Origin of the sequence: Streptomyces sp. Da 82-17, assembly GCF_046098215.1 — a bacterium.
In the GTDB taxonomy this organism is placed as follows: Bacteria; Actinomycetota; Actinomycetes; order Streptomycetales; family Streptomycetaceae; genus Streptomyces.
On sequence record NZ_JBJURH010000014.1, the window covers coordinates 165707 to 180839 of the forward strand.

Consider the following 15133-nt stretch of genomic DNA (forward strand, 5'->3'; position numbering starts at 1 on the left):
CGCACCTTACCGCAGTGCCCTGCCCGGCCAACGTCCAGGCCGGGCAGGGCACTTGATGTACTGAGTCGTCACGTTCTGCCGGGGTACGCGGCTGCGTTTCCGGCTTGGGCGTTTGGTCAGCCGACGCCCGCATTGAGGAAGATGCCGCCGTCCACGACGAGCGTCTGCCCCGTGACCCAGTCCGACTGGTCGGAGGTGAGGAACGCGGCGGCCCCGCCGATGTCCGCGGGCACGCCGAGCCGGCCGAGCGGGTAGGCGGCGACGACCTCCTCCTCGCGGCCCTCGTACAGCGCCTTGGCGAACTTGGTCTTCACCACGGCGGGCGCGATGGCGTTGACCCGCACCTTGGGGGCGAACTCGTGCGCGAGCTGCAGGGTCAGGTTGACCATCGCGGCCTTGCTCATGCCGTACGCGCCGACGAACGGCGACGCCGAGACGCCGGCGATCGAGGCGATGTTGACGATCGCGCCGCCGTTCTCCGACTGCCAGGCCTTCCACGTCTGCTGGGCGAAGCCGAGGGCCGAGATCACGTTGGTCTCGAAGACCTTGCGGGCCACGTTCAGGTCGAGGTCGGCCATCGGCCCGAACACCGGGTTCGTACCGGCGTTGTTGACCAGGTAGTCGAGGCGGCCGAAGGCCTCCATGGCGCGCTCGACGGCGACGGCCTGGTGGGCCTCGTCGTGGGCCTTGCCTGCGACGCCGATGACCCGGTCGGAGCCGAGCTTCTCGACGGCCTCCTTGAGGGCGTCCTCGTTGCGGCCCGTGATGCAGACCCGGTCGCCGCGGGCGACGAGCGCCTCGGCGATGCCGTATCCGATGCCGCGGCTCGCGCCGGTGACGAGCGCCGCGCGCCCGCTGTCCTGCACGGTCATGTTCCGTCCTTTGCGTCTGTCGGGGTGCGGCCGGGTCAGTTGAGCGGGCCGCCGGCGACGTACATGACCTGGCCGGAGACGAAGCCCGCGGCGTCGCCGGTGAAGAAGGCGATGGCGTTGGCGATGTCGTCGGGGCGGCCGACGCGCTGGACCGGGATCTGGGTGGCGGCCGCGGCCTGGAACTCCTCGAAGCCCATGCCGACGCGCTCGGCGGTGGCCTTCGTCATCTCGGTGACGATGAAGCCGGGGGCGACGGAGTTGGCGGTGACGCCGAACTTGCCGAGCTCCTTGGCGAGGGTCTTGGTGAAGCCCTGCAGGCCGGCCTTGGCCGCCGAGTAGTTGACCTGGCCGCGGTTGCCGAGCGCGGACGAGCTGGAGAGGTTGACGATCCGGCCGAACTTGGCGTCCACCATGTGCTTCTGGCAGGCCTTGGACATCAGGAAGGCGCCGCGCAGGTGGACGTTCATGACCGTGTCCCAGTCGGACGCGCTCATCTTGAAGAGCAGGTTGTCGCGGAGCACGCCCGCGTTGTTGACCAGGATCGTGGGCGCGCCGAGCTCGTCCGCGATCCGCGCGACGGCGGCCTCGACCTGCTCCTCGTCGGAGACGTCGCAGCCGACGGCGAGCGCCGTGCCGCCGGCGGCCCGGATCTGCTCGACGGTGTCCTTGCAGGCGGCCTCGTCGAGGTCGATGACGGCGACGGCGCGGCCTTCGGCGGCCAGTCGGATCGCGGTGGCGGCGCCGATGCCGCGTGCGGCTCCGGTGACTACGGCGACGCGCTGCTCGGTGGTGGACATGCTGGTTCTCCCTCGCCCTTGGATACGGCTTCGCGGCTCTCGCGGCGCCCCGGCCCGGGGCACGTCCCGTTCGGTGAGCGACCGCTTAGTACCTACAGCATCCGTGACGCTAGAAGCCCTGGCACCCGGTGTCAACGGCCCACCGGGTGCCAGGGCTTCAGCACGTCGGTCGTCCGGGGCCGGGTCAGCGCACCAGGAGGTCCAGGAGGCGTTCCGCTTCGGCCTCCGGGTCGGCGGTCAGGCCGGTGTGCACGGGGCCGGGCTGGACGACCGTGGAGCGGGGTGCGATCAGCCAGCGGAAGCGCCGGCCCGCGTCGTCCCTGGCCGCCTGCCCCGCGTCCGCGCCGCCCCGGCAGACGCCTTCGACGGCGCGCAGCGCGGCCCGTACGCCCGCGACGTCGGCGGCCGGGTCGAGCGCGGTCAGCTTGCGCTCGTCGAGGTGGGTGCGGGCGGCCACGAAGGACCTGGCGCGGCAGTAGACCACCACGCCCGCGTTGAACAGCTCGCCGCGCTCCACGCGCGGGACGACGCGCAGCAGCGCGTACTCGAAGACATCGCGCTCGGTCACTGGCCTGCGTCCTTCTCGGTCTTGCCGGTGTGCGGCCATGCGGGGAGGTGGTCGGTGAGCCAGCCGGGCGGGTTGGCCTGCTTCCGCTCGACCCGGGGGCCGAGGGTGATCCGCTCGGCGAGGCCCTGGACGCGGGCGAGCAGCACGTCGACGTACGCGCGGCGCAGGGCGTCAGGGGTGTCGAAGCCGGGCTCGTCGACCAGCCACTCGTCGGGCACGTCGGCGGCGGCCGCGGTGAGGAGTTCCTCGGTGACGCGCGGGGCGAGTTCCGCGGCGGCCGCGGCGACGTCCGGGCCGAAGGGCGCGAGGGCGTGGTCGGACGCGTCGTACGGCTTGGCCGCGGCGGCCTGGGCGGTGCGCCAGTTGTGGTGCCAGATCATGCTGGCGCCGTGGTCGATCAGCCACAGGTCGCCGTGCCACACCAGCATGTTGGGGTTGCGCCAGGACCGGTCGACGTTGTTGATCAGCGCGTCGAACCAGACCACGCGGCCCGCCTCCGCGGCGCTCACCTCGTACGCGAGCGGGTCGAAGCCGAGCGAGCCCGGCAGGTAGTCCATGCCGAGGTTGAGGCCGCCGCTGGCCTTGAGCAGCTCCTGCACCTCCTGGTCCGGCTCGCCCAGGCCGATCACCGGGTCGAGCTGGATCTGCACGAGGTCCGGCACCCGCAGCCCGAGCCCGCGCGCCAGCTGCCCGCAGACGACCTCCGCGACGAGCGTCTTGCGGCCCTGGCCCGCGCCGGTGAACTTCATGACGTACGTCCCGAGGTCGTCCGCCTCGACGATCCCGGGGAGCGAGCCGCCCTCACGCAAGGGCGTGACATAGCGGGTCGCTGTGACTTCGGTGAGCATTGCTCGAGGTTATCCGGCCTGGACCGGACGGGGCGGGCGTGATCGAACAGCGGCACTAAAATGCGGCCTATGACCGGAAAAGCACCGCAGCAGCCGAAGTTGCTGTCCGGCGGCAACCCGCAGATCCCGAAGGGCGACGGCGAGGGGCCGGTAGCCGCATACATCGAGGCCATGCCGGGCTGGAAGCGGGACGTCGGCCGGCGTCTGGACGAGCTCGTGGTCCGCACGACTCCCGGCGTGCGCAAGGCGGTTCGCTGGAACTCCCCGTTCTACGGCGTCCCCGACAACGGCTGGTTCCTGAGCTTCCACTGCTTCACCTCGTACGTGAAGGTCACCTGGCTCAACGGCTCCTCGCTCGACCCGCAGCCGCCGGGCAGCTCCAAGCACGAGCGGGTGCGGTACCTCGACATCCGCGAGGACGAGGGGATCGACGAGGACCTCGTCGCGGACTGGATCCGGCAGGCGGCGGCGCTGCCCGGCGACGAGCTGTTCTGAACGCACGCTCGCTTCCGCCTCCCTTCTGATGGGGCTTTCGTGTCGCCGCGGCCGTTCGGGCCGGTGCGACCGCGGCCCGCTATAGCTTTCCTCTGCTGTGACCCCCACCACATCGGAGCAGGAAAGCATGAACAGCACCACGAAGCAGACCGCCGCCCTGACCGCTGCTCTCGCCACCGCGGCCGCGCTCGCCCTGGCCGCCTCGGCCCCGTCGGCGAGCGCCGCCCTCGTGCCGGACGCCGCCCTCGGCCCGGGTGACGCGGCGGAACGTTCGGCCGCGGCCAAGCCGTACGTACTGAACCACCACGGCGAGGCGAACGCGGAGGCCGGGAGCGCGCAGCGGCGGCCCGAGCGCCTGGTGCTGTCGGAGTTCACCACCGCGCACGGGCTGCGGTGGGAGCGCTGGGGCGCGGAGCAGGCGGTCGGGGTCGGGCGGGTGACCGGGAGCTGGTGCGCCGAGACCTGCCTGGACAGGCCGCTGAAGGCGACGCTCCGCCTCCTCGACCCGAGGACGGTCGACGGCAGGCGCGTCTACTCGGCGTTCACGCTCACCGTCACCGACAAGGCGGGCGGCACGTACCAGGCCGAGGACCTGCGGGGGAAGCGGGCGCTCGCGACGCGGTGAGGCTCGCCCACGGACGAGGGTGTCGCGGCCATGGCAATCGCCGGTGCGAGCCGCTACAGATGGCGCGGTCGAGGCACCCCTCTCACCCAGGAGGCCGCATGACCGGCAAGCCCCTTCCCGTTCCCGCGACCGGCGAACCCGCACCCGCCTCCGTGACCGGCGCGGCCGTTCCCGATGTGCTGTCGCCGGGGCGGATCGGTCCGCTGCGGCTGCGGAACCGGACCGTCAAGGCCGCCACGTTCGAGGGCCGCAGCGACGGCGGGCTCGTCACCGACGAACTGGTCGCGTTCCACCGGGCCGTGGCGGCGGGCGGGGTGGGCATGACCACCGTCGCCTACTGCGCGGTCGCGCCCGAGGGGCGTACGCAGTACGACCAGATCTGGATGCGGCCCGAGGCCGCGCCGGGGCTGCGGCGGCTCACCGAGGCCGTGCACGCCGAGGGGGCCGCCGCCTCCGCGCAGCTCGGGCACGCGGGACCGGTCGCCAACCCGCGCTCCAACCGGCTGCCGGCGCTGGGGCCGAGCCGGCGGTTCAACCAGCTGGGCGGGCGGTTCACCCGTGCGGCCACCCCCGCCGACGTCGACCGCATCGTCCGCGCCCACGGCACCGCCGCCGAGCTGGCCGTCGAGTCGGGGTTCGACGCGGTCGAGGTGCACCTCGGACACAACTATTTCGCCAGCTCGTTCCTCAGCCCGCGGATCAACAAGCGCCGGGACGCGTACGGGGGTTCGCTGGAGAACCGGGCGAAGGTCGCGCGCGCCGCGGTGCGGGCCGTACGGGACGCGGTGGGCGACCGGATCGCGATCCTGGCGAAGTTCAACATGGACGACGGGGTCGGCGGCGGCTTCTGGCTCGACGAGGCCCTGCGGGTCGCCCGCTGGATCGAGGCGGACGGCTCGGTCGACGCCCTCGAACTGACCGTGGGCAGCTCCCTGCTCAACCCCATGTACCTGTTCAAGGGCCCTGCCCCGGTACGGGACTTCGCGGCCGCCCTGCCCCAGCCGCAGCGGCTCGGCGTGCGTCTGGTCGGCGGGAGGTTCCTGCGCGAGTACCCCTACCGCGACGCGTTCCTGCTGGAGGAGGCCCGGCAGTTCCGGGCCGCGCTCGACCTTCCGCTGGTGCTGCTCGGCGGGATCACCGGCCGGGCCGCGATGGACCTGGCGATGGCCGAGGGCTTCCAGTTCGTCGCGATGGCCCGCGCGCTGCTGCGCGAGCCGGACTTCGTCGACCGGGTACGGCGCGAGAGCGCGGCGCGCTCGCTGTGCGTGCACTGCAACAAGTGCATGCCGACCAACTTCTCGGGGACGCGCTGCGTGCTCGCGTGAGCGCGCGCCACGTCAACTTCCTTGCCGGGGCGGCTCGTTCGGGTGGGGCGATTCGTTCGGGCGGGGCGGCTCGTTCGGGCGGGGTGGCTCGTTCGGGCGGTTCGCTCGGCATGGCGCCGTCCGCCCGCCCGTCACTCCTTGCCGCGTACGACGGCGACCGAGCAGTGGGCGTGGTGCAGCAGGGCCTGGCTGACCGAGCCGAGGAGCAGACCGGCGAAGCCGCCGCGGCCGCGCGCGCCGACGACCAGGAGCTGGGCGTTCCGGCTCGCCTCGATCAGCGTCTCGCGCGGTTCGCCGCTCAGCACGTCCTGGCTGACCCGCACGTCCGGGTACTTCTCCATCCGCCCGGCCAGGGCCTGCGCGACGAGCCGCTCGGCGCCCTCGACGCCCGTGCCCGGCGGGGCCAGGTCGGGCTGCCAGACGTGCACGGCGACCAGTTCCGCACCGCGCAGCGAGGCCTCGGCGAAGGCCAGCTCGACCGCCTCCTGGCCCAGCGGCGACCCGTCGACGGCGAGCACGACGGGACCGTCCTCGACCGAGTCCTCGCGGGCTACCAGTACGGGGCACTGGGCGTGGGCCGCCAGGGACGCGGCCGTCGAGCCGAGGAGCATGCCGAGGAAGCCGCCCTTCCCGCGGGTGCCGAGGACCAGCAGGTCGGCGGAGCGGGACTCGGCCTCCAGGACGGCCACCGGTTCGCCGCCCTCCACGGCCGACGTGACCTGCACGTCGGGGGCGACGCTGCGGGCGCGCTCGGCGGCCTCCTCCACCTGGCGGTCGAGGGGCGAGGTGTCGAGCGGCGAGTACATCGGCCGGACCGGCCAGTTGAGCGCGTTCACCACCCGCAGCTCCGCCCGGCGCCGCCGCGCCTCCCGCGCCGCCTGCTCGACCGCGGCAAGACTCGCCGGCGAACCGTCCACTCCTACGACGACGAGGTTGCCCACCGTTCCTCCTGCGCTCGCTCGGGTTTTTCCAGCCTCACTCCGGGGCCGGGTTCCTGCAATCGGGCAGTCGCGCGACTCCGCCGGGTAATCAGGCCAGTAGGTGTCGGGATTCGGGCGGAGCATGGTGCGGCAGGACGACGACCGGCCCGGTGAACCGAACCCGTGAGAGGACCTCGATGGAGTCCACGCCCGTATCCGCATCCGCATCCGATTCCCCCTCCGCATCCCCCTCCGCATCCGCATCCGGCTCCGCATCCGCAGCGCCCCCCGATCTCACCGGAAAGGTCGCCCTGGTCGCCGGTGCGACCCGGGGCGCCGGGCGCGGCATCGCCGTACAGCTCGGCGCGGCCGGCGCGACCGTCTACGTCACCGGCCGCTCGACGAGGGGGCGCCGCTCCGAGTACGACCGCCCGGAGACGATCGAGGAGACCGCGGAGCTGGTCACGGCCGCGGGCGGCGAGGGCGTCGCCGTCCCGACCGACCACCTGGAGCCCGAGCAGGTGCGCGCCCTGGCCGAGCGGATCGACGCGGAGCGGGGGCGGCTCGACGTCCTCGTCAACGACGTCTGGGGCGGGGAGCGGCTGTTCGCGTTCGACACCCCGGTCTGGGAGCACGACCTGGACGACGGGCTGCGGCTGATGCGGCTCGGCGTGGAGACGCACGCGATCACGAGCCACTTCCTGCTGCCGCTGCTGGTCCGCAGGCCGGGCGGGCTGGTCGTGGAGATGACGGACGGCACGGCCGCGTACAACGGAGCGAACTACCGCAACTCGTACTTCTACGACCTGGTGAAGAACAGCGTGCTGCGGATGGCGTTCGTCCAGGCCCACGAGCTGAAGCCGTACGGCGGGACGGCCGTGGCGCTCACGCCGGGCTGGCTGCGCTCGGAGATGATGCTCGCCAACTTCGGTGTCACCGAGGCGAATTGGCGCGACGCCCTGGAGCAGGTCCCGCACTTCTGCATCTCGGAGACCCCGTCGTACGTGGGCCGCGCGGTGGCGGCGCTCGCGGGGGACGCCGACGTGGCGCGGTGGAACGGCGCGTCGCTGTCGAGCGGCCAACTCGCCCAGGAGTACGGCTTCACGGACCTCGACGGCTCCCGCCCGGACTGCTGGCGCTACCTCGTGGAGGTCGACGACGCGGGCAAGCCGGCGGACGCGACGGGGTATCGGTGACGGGCGGGGTCACCGGCGGCTGAGGGACCCGGGCCCGGTCGCCGCCCCTCGGGGTGTCGGGCCGGGCCGTTCCCTGTCAGAGTGCCCGCCATGGAATCACCGGATCTTCCCCTGCAGTTCGCCCGTACCCGTCGTTTCACGCTCGGCGCTCCGCGTGCCCTCACCGTCTCGCCCGACGGGGACCGGGTGCTGTTCCTGCGCTCCGGGCACGGCTCCGACCCGCTGGCCGGGCTGTGGCTGTACGAGGGCGGCGCGGAGCGGCTGATCGCCGACCCGGCGGCGTTGAACCGGGACGGTGCGGTGCCCGAGGAGGAGCGGGTGCGGCGGGAGCGGGCGCGGGAGTCGTCGGACGGGATCGTCGCGTACGCCTGCGACCGGCACGCGCGCGTGGTGGTGTTCTCGCTGGGCGGCGCCCTGTGGGTGGTGGCGGCCGACGGGGGCGTGCCGCAGCGGGTGCCGACGGCGGGGCCGGTGGTCGACCCGCGCCCCTCCCCCGACGGGTCGCTCGTCGCGTACGTGTCGCGGGGCGCGCTGCGCGTGGTGGGCGTGGACGGCACGGGCGACCGGGCGCTGGCCGTGCCGGAGTCGGCGGACGTGACGTACGGGCTTGCGGATCACACGGCTGCCGAGTCGATCGGCAGGCACCGGGGGCACTGGTGGTCGCCGGACGGCACGGCGCTGCTCGTCGCGCGCGTGGACCTCGGCCCGGTGCAGCGCTGGTACCGCTCGGACCCGGCGCGTCCGGACCGGCCGCCGCGCGCGGTGCGGTACCCGGCGGCGGGCACGGCCAACTCGGTCACCACGCTGCATGTCGTGCCGCTCGCCGGGGAGCCCCTGCGGATGCGGCTGCCCGCCGCGGCGGACGCCGACGGCCGGCCCGGGGGCGAGTGGACGGACCCGGCCTTCGAGTACGTCACGCACGCCTCGTGGGACGCGCACGGCCCGCTCGCCGCCGTCCTCACCCGCGACCAGCGCACGGCGTACGTCTGCGGCCTCGACCCGGCGACCGGCGCCGCCGACGTGCTGCACCGGCGGCACGATCCGGTCTGGGTCACGTCCCTGCCGGGCACCCCGGCCCGCACCGTGTCGGGCGCCCTCGTCGTGCACCGCGCGGTGGGCGACAGCGACGGGATCGAGGTCGACGGCGCCGCCGTCACGCCGGAGGGCCTGCAAGTGCGCGAGGTCCTGGCGACGGCCGGGGAGCGGGTGCTGTTCACGGCGAGCGAGGACCCGGAGGAGACCCATGTGTGGTCGTACGAGCCGGGCCGGGGCTGTACGCGGATCAGCGCGGGAGCGGGGCTGCACGGTGCGGTGGCCGGTGGGCCGCTGCTCGCGCTGGAGAGCCGCACCCCGGACGGCGACACGGTGCGGCTGCTGCGCGACGGCGTGGAGACGGGCCGGATCGCGAGCCGCGCGGAGGAGCCCGTCGTCCGTCCGGCTCCGCGGCAACTCCGCCTCGGCGAGCGGGAGTTGCGGGGCCGCCTGTACCTGCCGACCGGCCACGAGCCGGGCAGCGGGCGGCTTCCGGTGCTGCTGAGCCCGTACGCGGGCCCGGGCGTCCAGCTCGTCGTACGGGCGCGGCCGTGGCATGCGGCGGTGTGCCAGTGGTACGCCGACCAGGGCTTCGCCGTCCTCGTCGCCGACGGCCGCGGCACGCCGGGGCGCGGCCGGGCGTGGGAACGGGCCGTCCACGGCGACCAGTTGGGGCCGGTCCTGGACGACCAGGTGGACGCCCTGCACGCCGCGGCCGACGCCCACCCGGACCTCGACCTCGGCCGGGTCGCGATCCGCGGCTGGTCGTTCGGCGGCTATCTGGCCGCGGGCGCGGTGCTGTTGCGGCCGGACGTGTTCCACGCGGCGGTCGCGGGCGCGGCCACGGCCGACCAGCGGTTGTACGACACGTACTGGAAGGAGCGCTTCCTGGGGCACCCCGGCGTGCGCCCCGACCGCTACGACGAGGCCTCGCTCCCCACCCACGCGCACCGCCTCACCCGCCCGTTGCTCCTGGTCCACGGGCTCGCCGACGACAACGTGGTGGTCGCGCACATGCTGCGGTTCTCGGCCGCGCTGCTCGCCGCCGGCCGGCCGCACTCGGTGCTGCCGCTGGCGACGGCCACGCACCGCGCCGACGGCGAGGGCCTGGCCGACGCACTGCTCCGGCACGAACTCGGTTTCCTCCGCGAGGCGCTCGCCCTGCCGTGAGGCCCTGACGCGGGGCGGTGAAGTCGTACGAGCCGAAGAGCTGGGGTTGGCGCGGCGCCCGTGCGTCCTCTGGATTTCGCCGCCCGGGCGGTGGAACGTTGAACGGAACCGGGGAGCGCGACGTACTCCCCGGGGCGGGCGGACGCCCCGCAACCCCAGACCGCATGGAGGATCGCATGGCCGCATCGCAGGACACCTCTCGCCTCGACCCCGCACGGCGTGCCGTGGTGACCGCCGTGGGCGCCGCCGGGCTCGCCGCAGCCGTGGCGGCGTGCGGCGGTTCGGGCGACTCCGGCTCCGAGGAGGGCACCACCGGCGGGACCGCCGAGGAGCCGACGGGCGGCCCGACGAAGGAGACCGGCGGCGACACGGGCGGAGGCGGCGGGACCGCGCTCGCCAAGACCTCCGACATCCCGGAGGGCGGCGGCAAGATCTTCAAGGACGAGGGCGTCGTCGTCACCCAGCCCACGGCGGGCGACTTCAAGGCCTTCTCCGCCACCTGCACGCACCAGGGCTGTGTCGTACGGGACGTCTCGGGCGGCACCATCAACTGCGCCTGCCACGGCAGCAAGTTCGCGGTCGCCGACGGCAGTGTGAAGCACGGCCCGGCGACGAAGCCGCTGCCGGGCGCGAAGATCGAGGTGTCGGGCGACGAGATCAAGCTGCCCTGAGGAGGGGGCCGCCGACGGCTCGACTCGGCCGGCCGGCGCGCGAGTTCAGCCACTCCGTTTCCACGCCTCCAGGACCTCGTCCGTGCCGGTGACCGTGGCGACGAGGGCGAGGGTGTTGCGGACCAGCACCGGCGTGTAGTCCGCGGGCACCCCGGCGATCGCGTCGGCCGGGACGACCGCCGTGTAGCCGAGGTTGACCGCGTCGAACACGGCGTTGGGGATCGCGACGTTGGCGGAGACCCCCGTCACGATCAGCGTGCGGCAGCCGATGTTCCGCAGCAGCGCGTCGACGTCCGTGCCCGCGATCGGCGACAGCCCGTGCAGCCGGCGTACGACGAGGTCGGCCTCGGCGACCTCGATCGGCGGCGCGACGTCGACGGCGCTCGTGCCCGACAGCTGCTGCACCGGCAGGCGCTCGGCCGCGCGGAAGAGGCGCGCGTTGCGGTTCGCGCCCCGGCCGTCGGGGCGCCGTTCCGCCACGGCGTGCAGCACCTGCACGGACGCGGCGTGCGCGGCGTCGACCAGGCGTGCGACGTTGCCGAGCGCCCCCGATTCCCTTGCCGCGCGGGCGAGTTCGGGCAGTGCGCTCTCCTCGCCGACGACGCCCCGCTGGCACTCGACGGTGAGCAGCGCGGTGGTGGCGGGGTCGAGGAGTGCGGCGAGCCGGTCGCTGGACGGCATGGGTCCCCCTGTCGGTGGCGGTCGCTCGGCCGCCGGAGCGTAGCCCCCATTGCGTACGGGTGGAAGAGCGTTCATGATTTCCTGACGCTTAGTCAGTTCAGGTGCCGTGAGGGCCTTTTCGGCCCGGCCGAACGGCGCCGGTTCCGTCGGGACGGAGGGCGCATGGCCGGTACGCAGCGCAGGGGGCGGAAGATCATGATGACGCCGGAGGAGCGGGACGCGTTCCTCACGGAGCAGCGCACGTGCCGGGTCGCGACGGTGTCGCCGGACGGCGCCCCGCACGCCAGCACGCTCTGGTTCGCCTGGGACGGCACGGCGCTGTGGCTGTACTCCATCACCCGCAGCAAGCGCTGGTCCGACCTGCGCGCCGACCCGCGCATCGCGGTCGTGGTGGACGCGGGCGAGGAGTACGGGGAGCTGCGGGGCGTCGAGCTGTCGGGCAGCGTGGAGTTCGTGGGCGAGGCGCCGCGTACGGGTGAGCCGTGTCCCGAACTGGCCGTTCCGGAGAAGCTGTTCGCCCGCAAGAACTTCGGGCTCGACGCCATGCCCCACGACGGCCGGCACGCCTGGGCCCGGCTCGTACCGGAGTCCGTCGTGTCGTGGGACTTCCGCAAGCTGGGCGGGCCGGGCGGGGCGGGCTCCTAGTCCGCCCGGTCCGTCAGCCTCTGCCCCGCCTCCTGGAGCGCCGCCACCGCCGCGCGGATGGACGGTCTTCGGTCGGCGTCCGCGCGCCACACCGCGTACACGTGCCGCCGCACTCCCTGCCGCACCGGCACCACGCTCACCCCGTCCGGCAGGACGCCGCGGCCCAGGCGCGGGGTGATGCACACGCCGAGTCCCGCCGCCACGAAGGCGAGTTGGGTGTGGTGCTCCTCCGCGTAGTGCCGTATGCGGGGCTCCATGTCCTTGGCGCGGAGCGTGTACAGCAGCCAGTCCGCGCAGTACGCGCCTTCCGGCCAGGTGATCCAGTCCTCCTCGGCGAGCTCTTCGAGCGCGATCTCCGCGTGCGTGGCGAGCGGGTGCGCGGCGGGCAGGACCACGTCCGCCGGGTCGTCGAGCAGCGGGGCCTTCGCCAGGCCGTCCGGGACGGGCAGCGGCTTGTTGTACCAGTCGAGGACCACCGCCAGGTCCAGGTCGCCGCGGACCACCGCCGCGGCGCCCTCCTCCGGCTCCAACTCCCGTGATCTGACCCGCAGTCCGGGGTGCTCCTCACGCAGCGCGACCAGCGCCGAGGGGAACAGCCCGCGCGCGGCCGTGGGGAACGCGGCCATCCGCAGCTCGCCGACGGCCCGGCCGCGCTGCGCCTCCAGGTCCGACTGCGCCAGCTCGACCTGCGACAGGATCCGGCCCGCGTGGTCGGCGAGCAGCCGCCCGGCGTCGGTGAGGCGGATGCCGCGGCCGTTCTTGGCGAGCAGCTGCTGCCCGACCTCGCGCTCCAGCTTGGTCATCTGCTGCGAGACCGCCGACGTCGTCACATGCAGCCCGGCGGCGGCCTTGCTCACCGAACCGTGCCTGGCCAGGGCGTCGAGGGTCCGCAGGCGCTCCAGATTCAACATGTAAGCGATGCTACGCAATCCCACTGACAAAATCTCGCTTGTTCTACGAAATGGCGTCCGCCATCGTGAGGGTCATGGCCTCCGTCACCACACCGCGCCCCACTGCCCCGTCCACGCCCGCTGCCGCCACTCCTCACAGACCGCGCCCCGTCCTCGACTGGCGCGTCCGGTTCGCCGCTCTCTCCGTGGTGTGGGGTTTCAGCTTCCTGCTCATCAAGGTGGGTACGCAGGGCTTCGCGCCCTTCCAAGTCACCTTCGGGCGGCTGCTGTTCGGGACGGCGGTGCTGGCCGTCGCGCTCGCCGTCAAGCGGGAGCGGCTGCCGCGCGGGGCGCGCACGTGGGGGCATCTGGCGGTCGCGGCGCTGCTTTTGAACGCGCTGCCGTTCTCCCTGTTCGCGTACGCGGAGTTGACGATTCCGTCGACGCTCGCGGGGATCTGCAACGCCACGTCGCCGCTGTGGGGCATGGTCCTGTCGCTCGTCGCGCTGTCCGAGGACCGGCCGACGCGGCGCCGGGTGGCGGGCCTCGGCCTCGGCTTCCTCGGGGTGCTCACCGTGCTCGGCGCCTGGCAGGGCTTCAGCGGCCTGGACGCGCGCGGCACGGCGCTGGCCCTGCTCGCCTCGCTCAGCTATCCGGTCGGCTGGATCTACGTCCGGCGCACGCTCGCGGGCAGCGCGCACTCGAACCTGTCCCTCACGGGCGGCCAGCTGCTCCTGGCAACGGCCCAACTGGCCGTCGTCACCCCGCTGTTCACGACACTGCCGACGAGCCTGCCGGTGGTCCCGCTGCTCGCGGTCGCGGCGCTCGGCGCCCTGGGCACGGGGCTCGCCGTCCTGCTGCAGTTCGGGCTCGTCTCGGAGGTGGGGCCGACGACGGCCCAGATGGTCACGTACTTCATCCCGGTGATCGCGACCGCCGCGGGCGTCGCCCTGCTCGGGGAGCCGTTGACCTGGTCGACCCCGGTGGGCGCGCTGATCGTCATCGCGGGCGCGGCCCTGACCCAGTCCAGAGCCCGCCGATAGGACGCCGATCGCGCAGGCTCAGCCGTATCTCCGCACCTGCCCGCCCCCCACCGCCGCCGCCACCGCGTCGGCGACCGTCTCGATCTCGTCGGGGGCCAGGGGCGACACCGTGATCCGCACGCCGGGCCCCGCGTTCATCCGGAACCGGGCGCCGGGGGCGACCGCCCAGCCGGCGTGCAGGAGGCGGGCGACGGCGCCCGTCTCGTCGGCGACCGGGACCCAGACGTTCATGCCGGTCCGGCCGTGCGCCTCGACGCCGCGCGCGGCGAGCGCGGCGATCAGCGCCTCCCGGCGACGGCCGTACGAATCCGCCACCACGCGCGCGTGCACGGCCTTCTCGGACCACAGCCGCACCACCGCGTACTGCAGCAGCCGGCTGACCCAGCCCGGCCCGAGGCGCTGCCGTCCGCGCACCCGGTCGAGGGTGACGGCGTCCCCGGTGAGCACGGCGAGCCGCAGGTCGGGCCCGTACGCCTTGGCCGTCGAACGGACCACGGCCCAGCGGTCGGTGACGCCGGCGAGGGGGTGCAGGGGCACGTCGACGATGTGGTGGCCGTGGTCGTCCTCGACGAGCAGGACCTGCGGGTGCTCGGCGAGGACGGACCGCAGGGCACGCGCGCGTGCGGCACCGACGGCCGCGCCGGTCGGGTTCTGGGCGCGGTCGGTGACGACGAGGGCGCGGGCCCCGTTGCGGAGGGCGCGGTCGACGTCGTCGGGCAGCGGGCCGTCGTCGTCGACGCCGACGGGGACCGCGCGCAGGCCGAGGGCCGGGACGAGGTCGAGGAGGCTGCCCCAGCCGGGGTCCTCGACGGCGACGGCATCCCCCGGCTTGAGGTGGGCGGCGAGGACCCGCTCGATGGCGTCGAGGGAGCCGGAGGTGACGGCGACCGGGCCGTCCGGCACCCCGTCGGCGTCGAAGAGGTCCCGCGCCGCCCGTGCCAACTCGGGCTCCACGGCGGGGTCTCCGTACAGCACGGGCTCCCGCCCGGCGCGCTCGGCGGCGGCCGTGAGCGGGCCGACCAGGGACGGCAGCAGCGCGGTGTCGGGGTTGCCGGTGGACACGTCGCGCACGCCCTCCGGCACGTCGACGCCGATCGCGTCCCGCGCGGAGCTGGCCGGCCGGGAGCGCACGCGGCTGCCCTTGCGCCCGGCCGTCTCGATGACGCCGCGCTCGCGCAGGGTGCGGTAGGCGGCCGCGACCGTATTGGGATTGACGCCGAGCTCGCCCGCCAACTCCCGCATGGGAGGCAGCAGTTGGCCCGGTTCGAGCAGGCTTTCGCCGATGCCGCGCTCCACGCTCGCCGCGATCTCGGCTGCGCGCTTCCCCGTGATCCGATACTCTCCTAGCACAAACG

16 protein-coding genes are annotated in these 15133 nt (G+C 74.0%); 8 read left to right on the forward strand and 8 right to left on the reverse strand.

The genetic code is table 11. From position 1 onward, the window contains the following. Positions 1 to 116: 116 nt before the first annotated feature. The 4 genes from ACIDOF_RS23790 to ACIDOF_RS23805 form a co-directional block, all read right to left on the reverse strand. Complete coding sequence (locus ACIDOF_RS23790) at positions 117 to 872, reverse strand: SDR family oxidoreductase (protein WP_409008082.1); 756 nt, start codon at positions 870 to 872, stop codon at positions 117 to 119. 35 nt (positions 873 to 907) lie between these two features. Then, positions 908 to 1669, reverse strand: coding sequence for a 3-oxoacyl-ACP reductase FabG (gene fabG / locus ACIDOF_RS23795; protein WP_409008083.1), 762 nt, complete (start codon positions 1667 to 1669; stop codon positions 908 to 910). Between the two features lie 184 nt (positions 1670 to 1853). Next, positions 1854 to 2237, reverse strand: coding sequence for a DUF3037 domain-containing protein (locus ACIDOF_RS23800; RefSeq protein WP_409008084.1), 384 nt, complete (start codon positions 2235 to 2237; stop codon positions 1854 to 1856). Further along, positions 2234 to 3085, reverse strand: coding sequence for a HipA family kinase (locus ACIDOF_RS23805; RefSeq protein ID WP_409008085.1), 852 nt, complete (start codon positions 3083 to 3085; stop codon positions 2234 to 2236). The genes ACIDOF_RS23800 and ACIDOF_RS23805 overlap by 4 nt, the downstream gene beginning before the upstream one ends. A 69-nt stretch (positions 3086 to 3154) precedes the next feature. Here ACIDOF_RS23805 and ACIDOF_RS23810 point away from each other — a divergent pair, with 69 nt between their 5' ends. From ACIDOF_RS23810 to ACIDOF_RS23820, 3 genes are all read left to right on the forward strand, one after another. Next, positions 3155 to 3580: a DUF1801 domain-containing protein gene (locus ACIDOF_RS23810; protein WP_409008086.1), complete on the forward strand. Its 426-nt coding sequence runs from the start codon at positions 3155 to 3157 to the stop codon at positions 3578 to 3580. A gap of 127 nt (positions 3581 to 3707) precedes the next feature. Beyond that, on the forward strand, positions 3708 to 4205 hold the full coding sequence (locus tag ACIDOF_RS23815) for a hypothetical protein (RefSeq protein ID WP_409008087.1): 498 nt from the start codon (positions 3708 to 3710) through the stop codon (positions 4203 to 4205). A gap of 98 nt (positions 4206 to 4303) precedes the next feature. Further along, on the forward strand, positions 4304 to 5530 hold the full coding sequence (locus ACIDOF_RS23820) for an NADH:flavin oxidoreductase (protein WP_409008088.1): 1227 nt from the start codon (positions 4304 to 4306) through the stop codon (positions 5528 to 5530). A gap of 131 nt (positions 5531 to 5661) precedes the next feature. Here the strand turns inward: ACIDOF_RS23820 and ACIDOF_RS23825 are convergent, their stop codons facing one another. Beyond that, the gene (locus tag ACIDOF_RS23825) at positions 5662 to 6471 is read right to left on the reverse strand and encodes a universal stress protein (protein ID WP_409008089.1); all 810 of its coding nucleotides are present in this window, start codon (positions 6469 to 6471) and stop codon (positions 5662 to 5664) included. A gap of 176 nt (positions 6472 to 6647) precedes the next feature. On the opposite strand from ACIDOF_RS23825, the gene ACIDOF_RS23830 reads away from it, so the two are divergent. The 3 genes from ACIDOF_RS23830 (at position 6648) to ACIDOF_RS23840 (ending at position 10519) form a co-directional block, all read left to right on the forward strand. Further along, positions 6648 to 7646, forward strand: coding sequence for an SDR family oxidoreductase (locus ACIDOF_RS23830; protein WP_409008090.1), 999 nt, complete (start codon positions 6648 to 6650; stop codon positions 7644 to 7646). Between the two features lie 90 nt (positions 7647 to 7736). Then, positions 7737 to 9848 (forward strand): prolyl oligopeptidase family serine peptidase, encoded by a 2112-nt coding sequence (locus ACIDOF_RS23835; protein WP_409008091.1) that lies wholly within the window; start codon positions 7737 to 7739, stop codon positions 9846 to 9848. 176 nt (positions 9849 to 10024) lie between these two features. Further along, positions 10025 to 10519 (forward strand): Rieske (2Fe-2S) protein, encoded by a 495-nt coding sequence (locus tag ACIDOF_RS23840; protein ID WP_409008092.1) that lies wholly within the window; start codon positions 10025 to 10027, stop codon positions 10517 to 10519. Between the two features lie 45 nt (positions 10520 to 10564). Here ACIDOF_RS23840 and ACIDOF_RS23845 read toward each other — a convergent pair whose 3' ends face one another. Beyond that, positions 10565 to 11200, reverse strand: coding sequence for a cysteine hydrolase (locus ACIDOF_RS23845; RefSeq protein WP_409008093.1), 636 nt, complete (start codon positions 11198 to 11200; stop codon positions 10565 to 10567). Positions 11201 to 11362: 162 nt separating this feature from the next. Between ACIDOF_RS23845 and ACIDOF_RS23850 the strand changes: the two genes are divergently transcribed. Further along, entirely contained in the window at positions 11363 to 11845 is a 483-nt protein-coding gene (locus tag ACIDOF_RS23850) for a pyridoxamine 5'-phosphate oxidase family protein (protein ID WP_409008094.1), read from the forward strand. On the opposite strand, the gene ACIDOF_RS23855 is transcribed toward ACIDOF_RS23850, so the two are convergent. Further along, positions 11842 to 12756, reverse strand: a complete 915-nt coding sequence (locus ACIDOF_RS23855) for a LysR substrate-binding domain-containing protein (RefSeq protein ID WP_409008095.1) — start codon at positions 12754 to 12756, stop codon at positions 11842 to 11844. The genes ACIDOF_RS23850 and ACIDOF_RS23855 overlap by 4 nt on opposite strands. Positions 12757 to 12830: 74 nt before the next feature. On the opposite strand from ACIDOF_RS23855, the gene ACIDOF_RS23860 reads away from it, so the two are divergent. Then, on the forward strand, positions 12831 to 13778 hold the full coding sequence (locus tag ACIDOF_RS23860) for a DMT family transporter (RefSeq protein WP_409008096.1): 948 nt from the start codon (positions 12831 to 12833) through the stop codon (positions 13776 to 13778). An 18-nt stretch (positions 13779 to 13796) separates the two neighbouring features. Here the strand turns inward: ACIDOF_RS23860 and ACIDOF_RS23865 are convergent, their stop codons facing one another. After that, positions 13797 to 15128, reverse strand: a complete 1332-nt coding sequence (locus ACIDOF_RS23865) for an aminotransferase class I/II-fold pyridoxal phosphate-dependent enzyme (protein WP_409008097.1) — start codon at positions 15126 to 15128, stop codon at positions 13797 to 13799. Between the last annotated feature and the right edge of the window lie 5 nt (positions 15129 to 15133).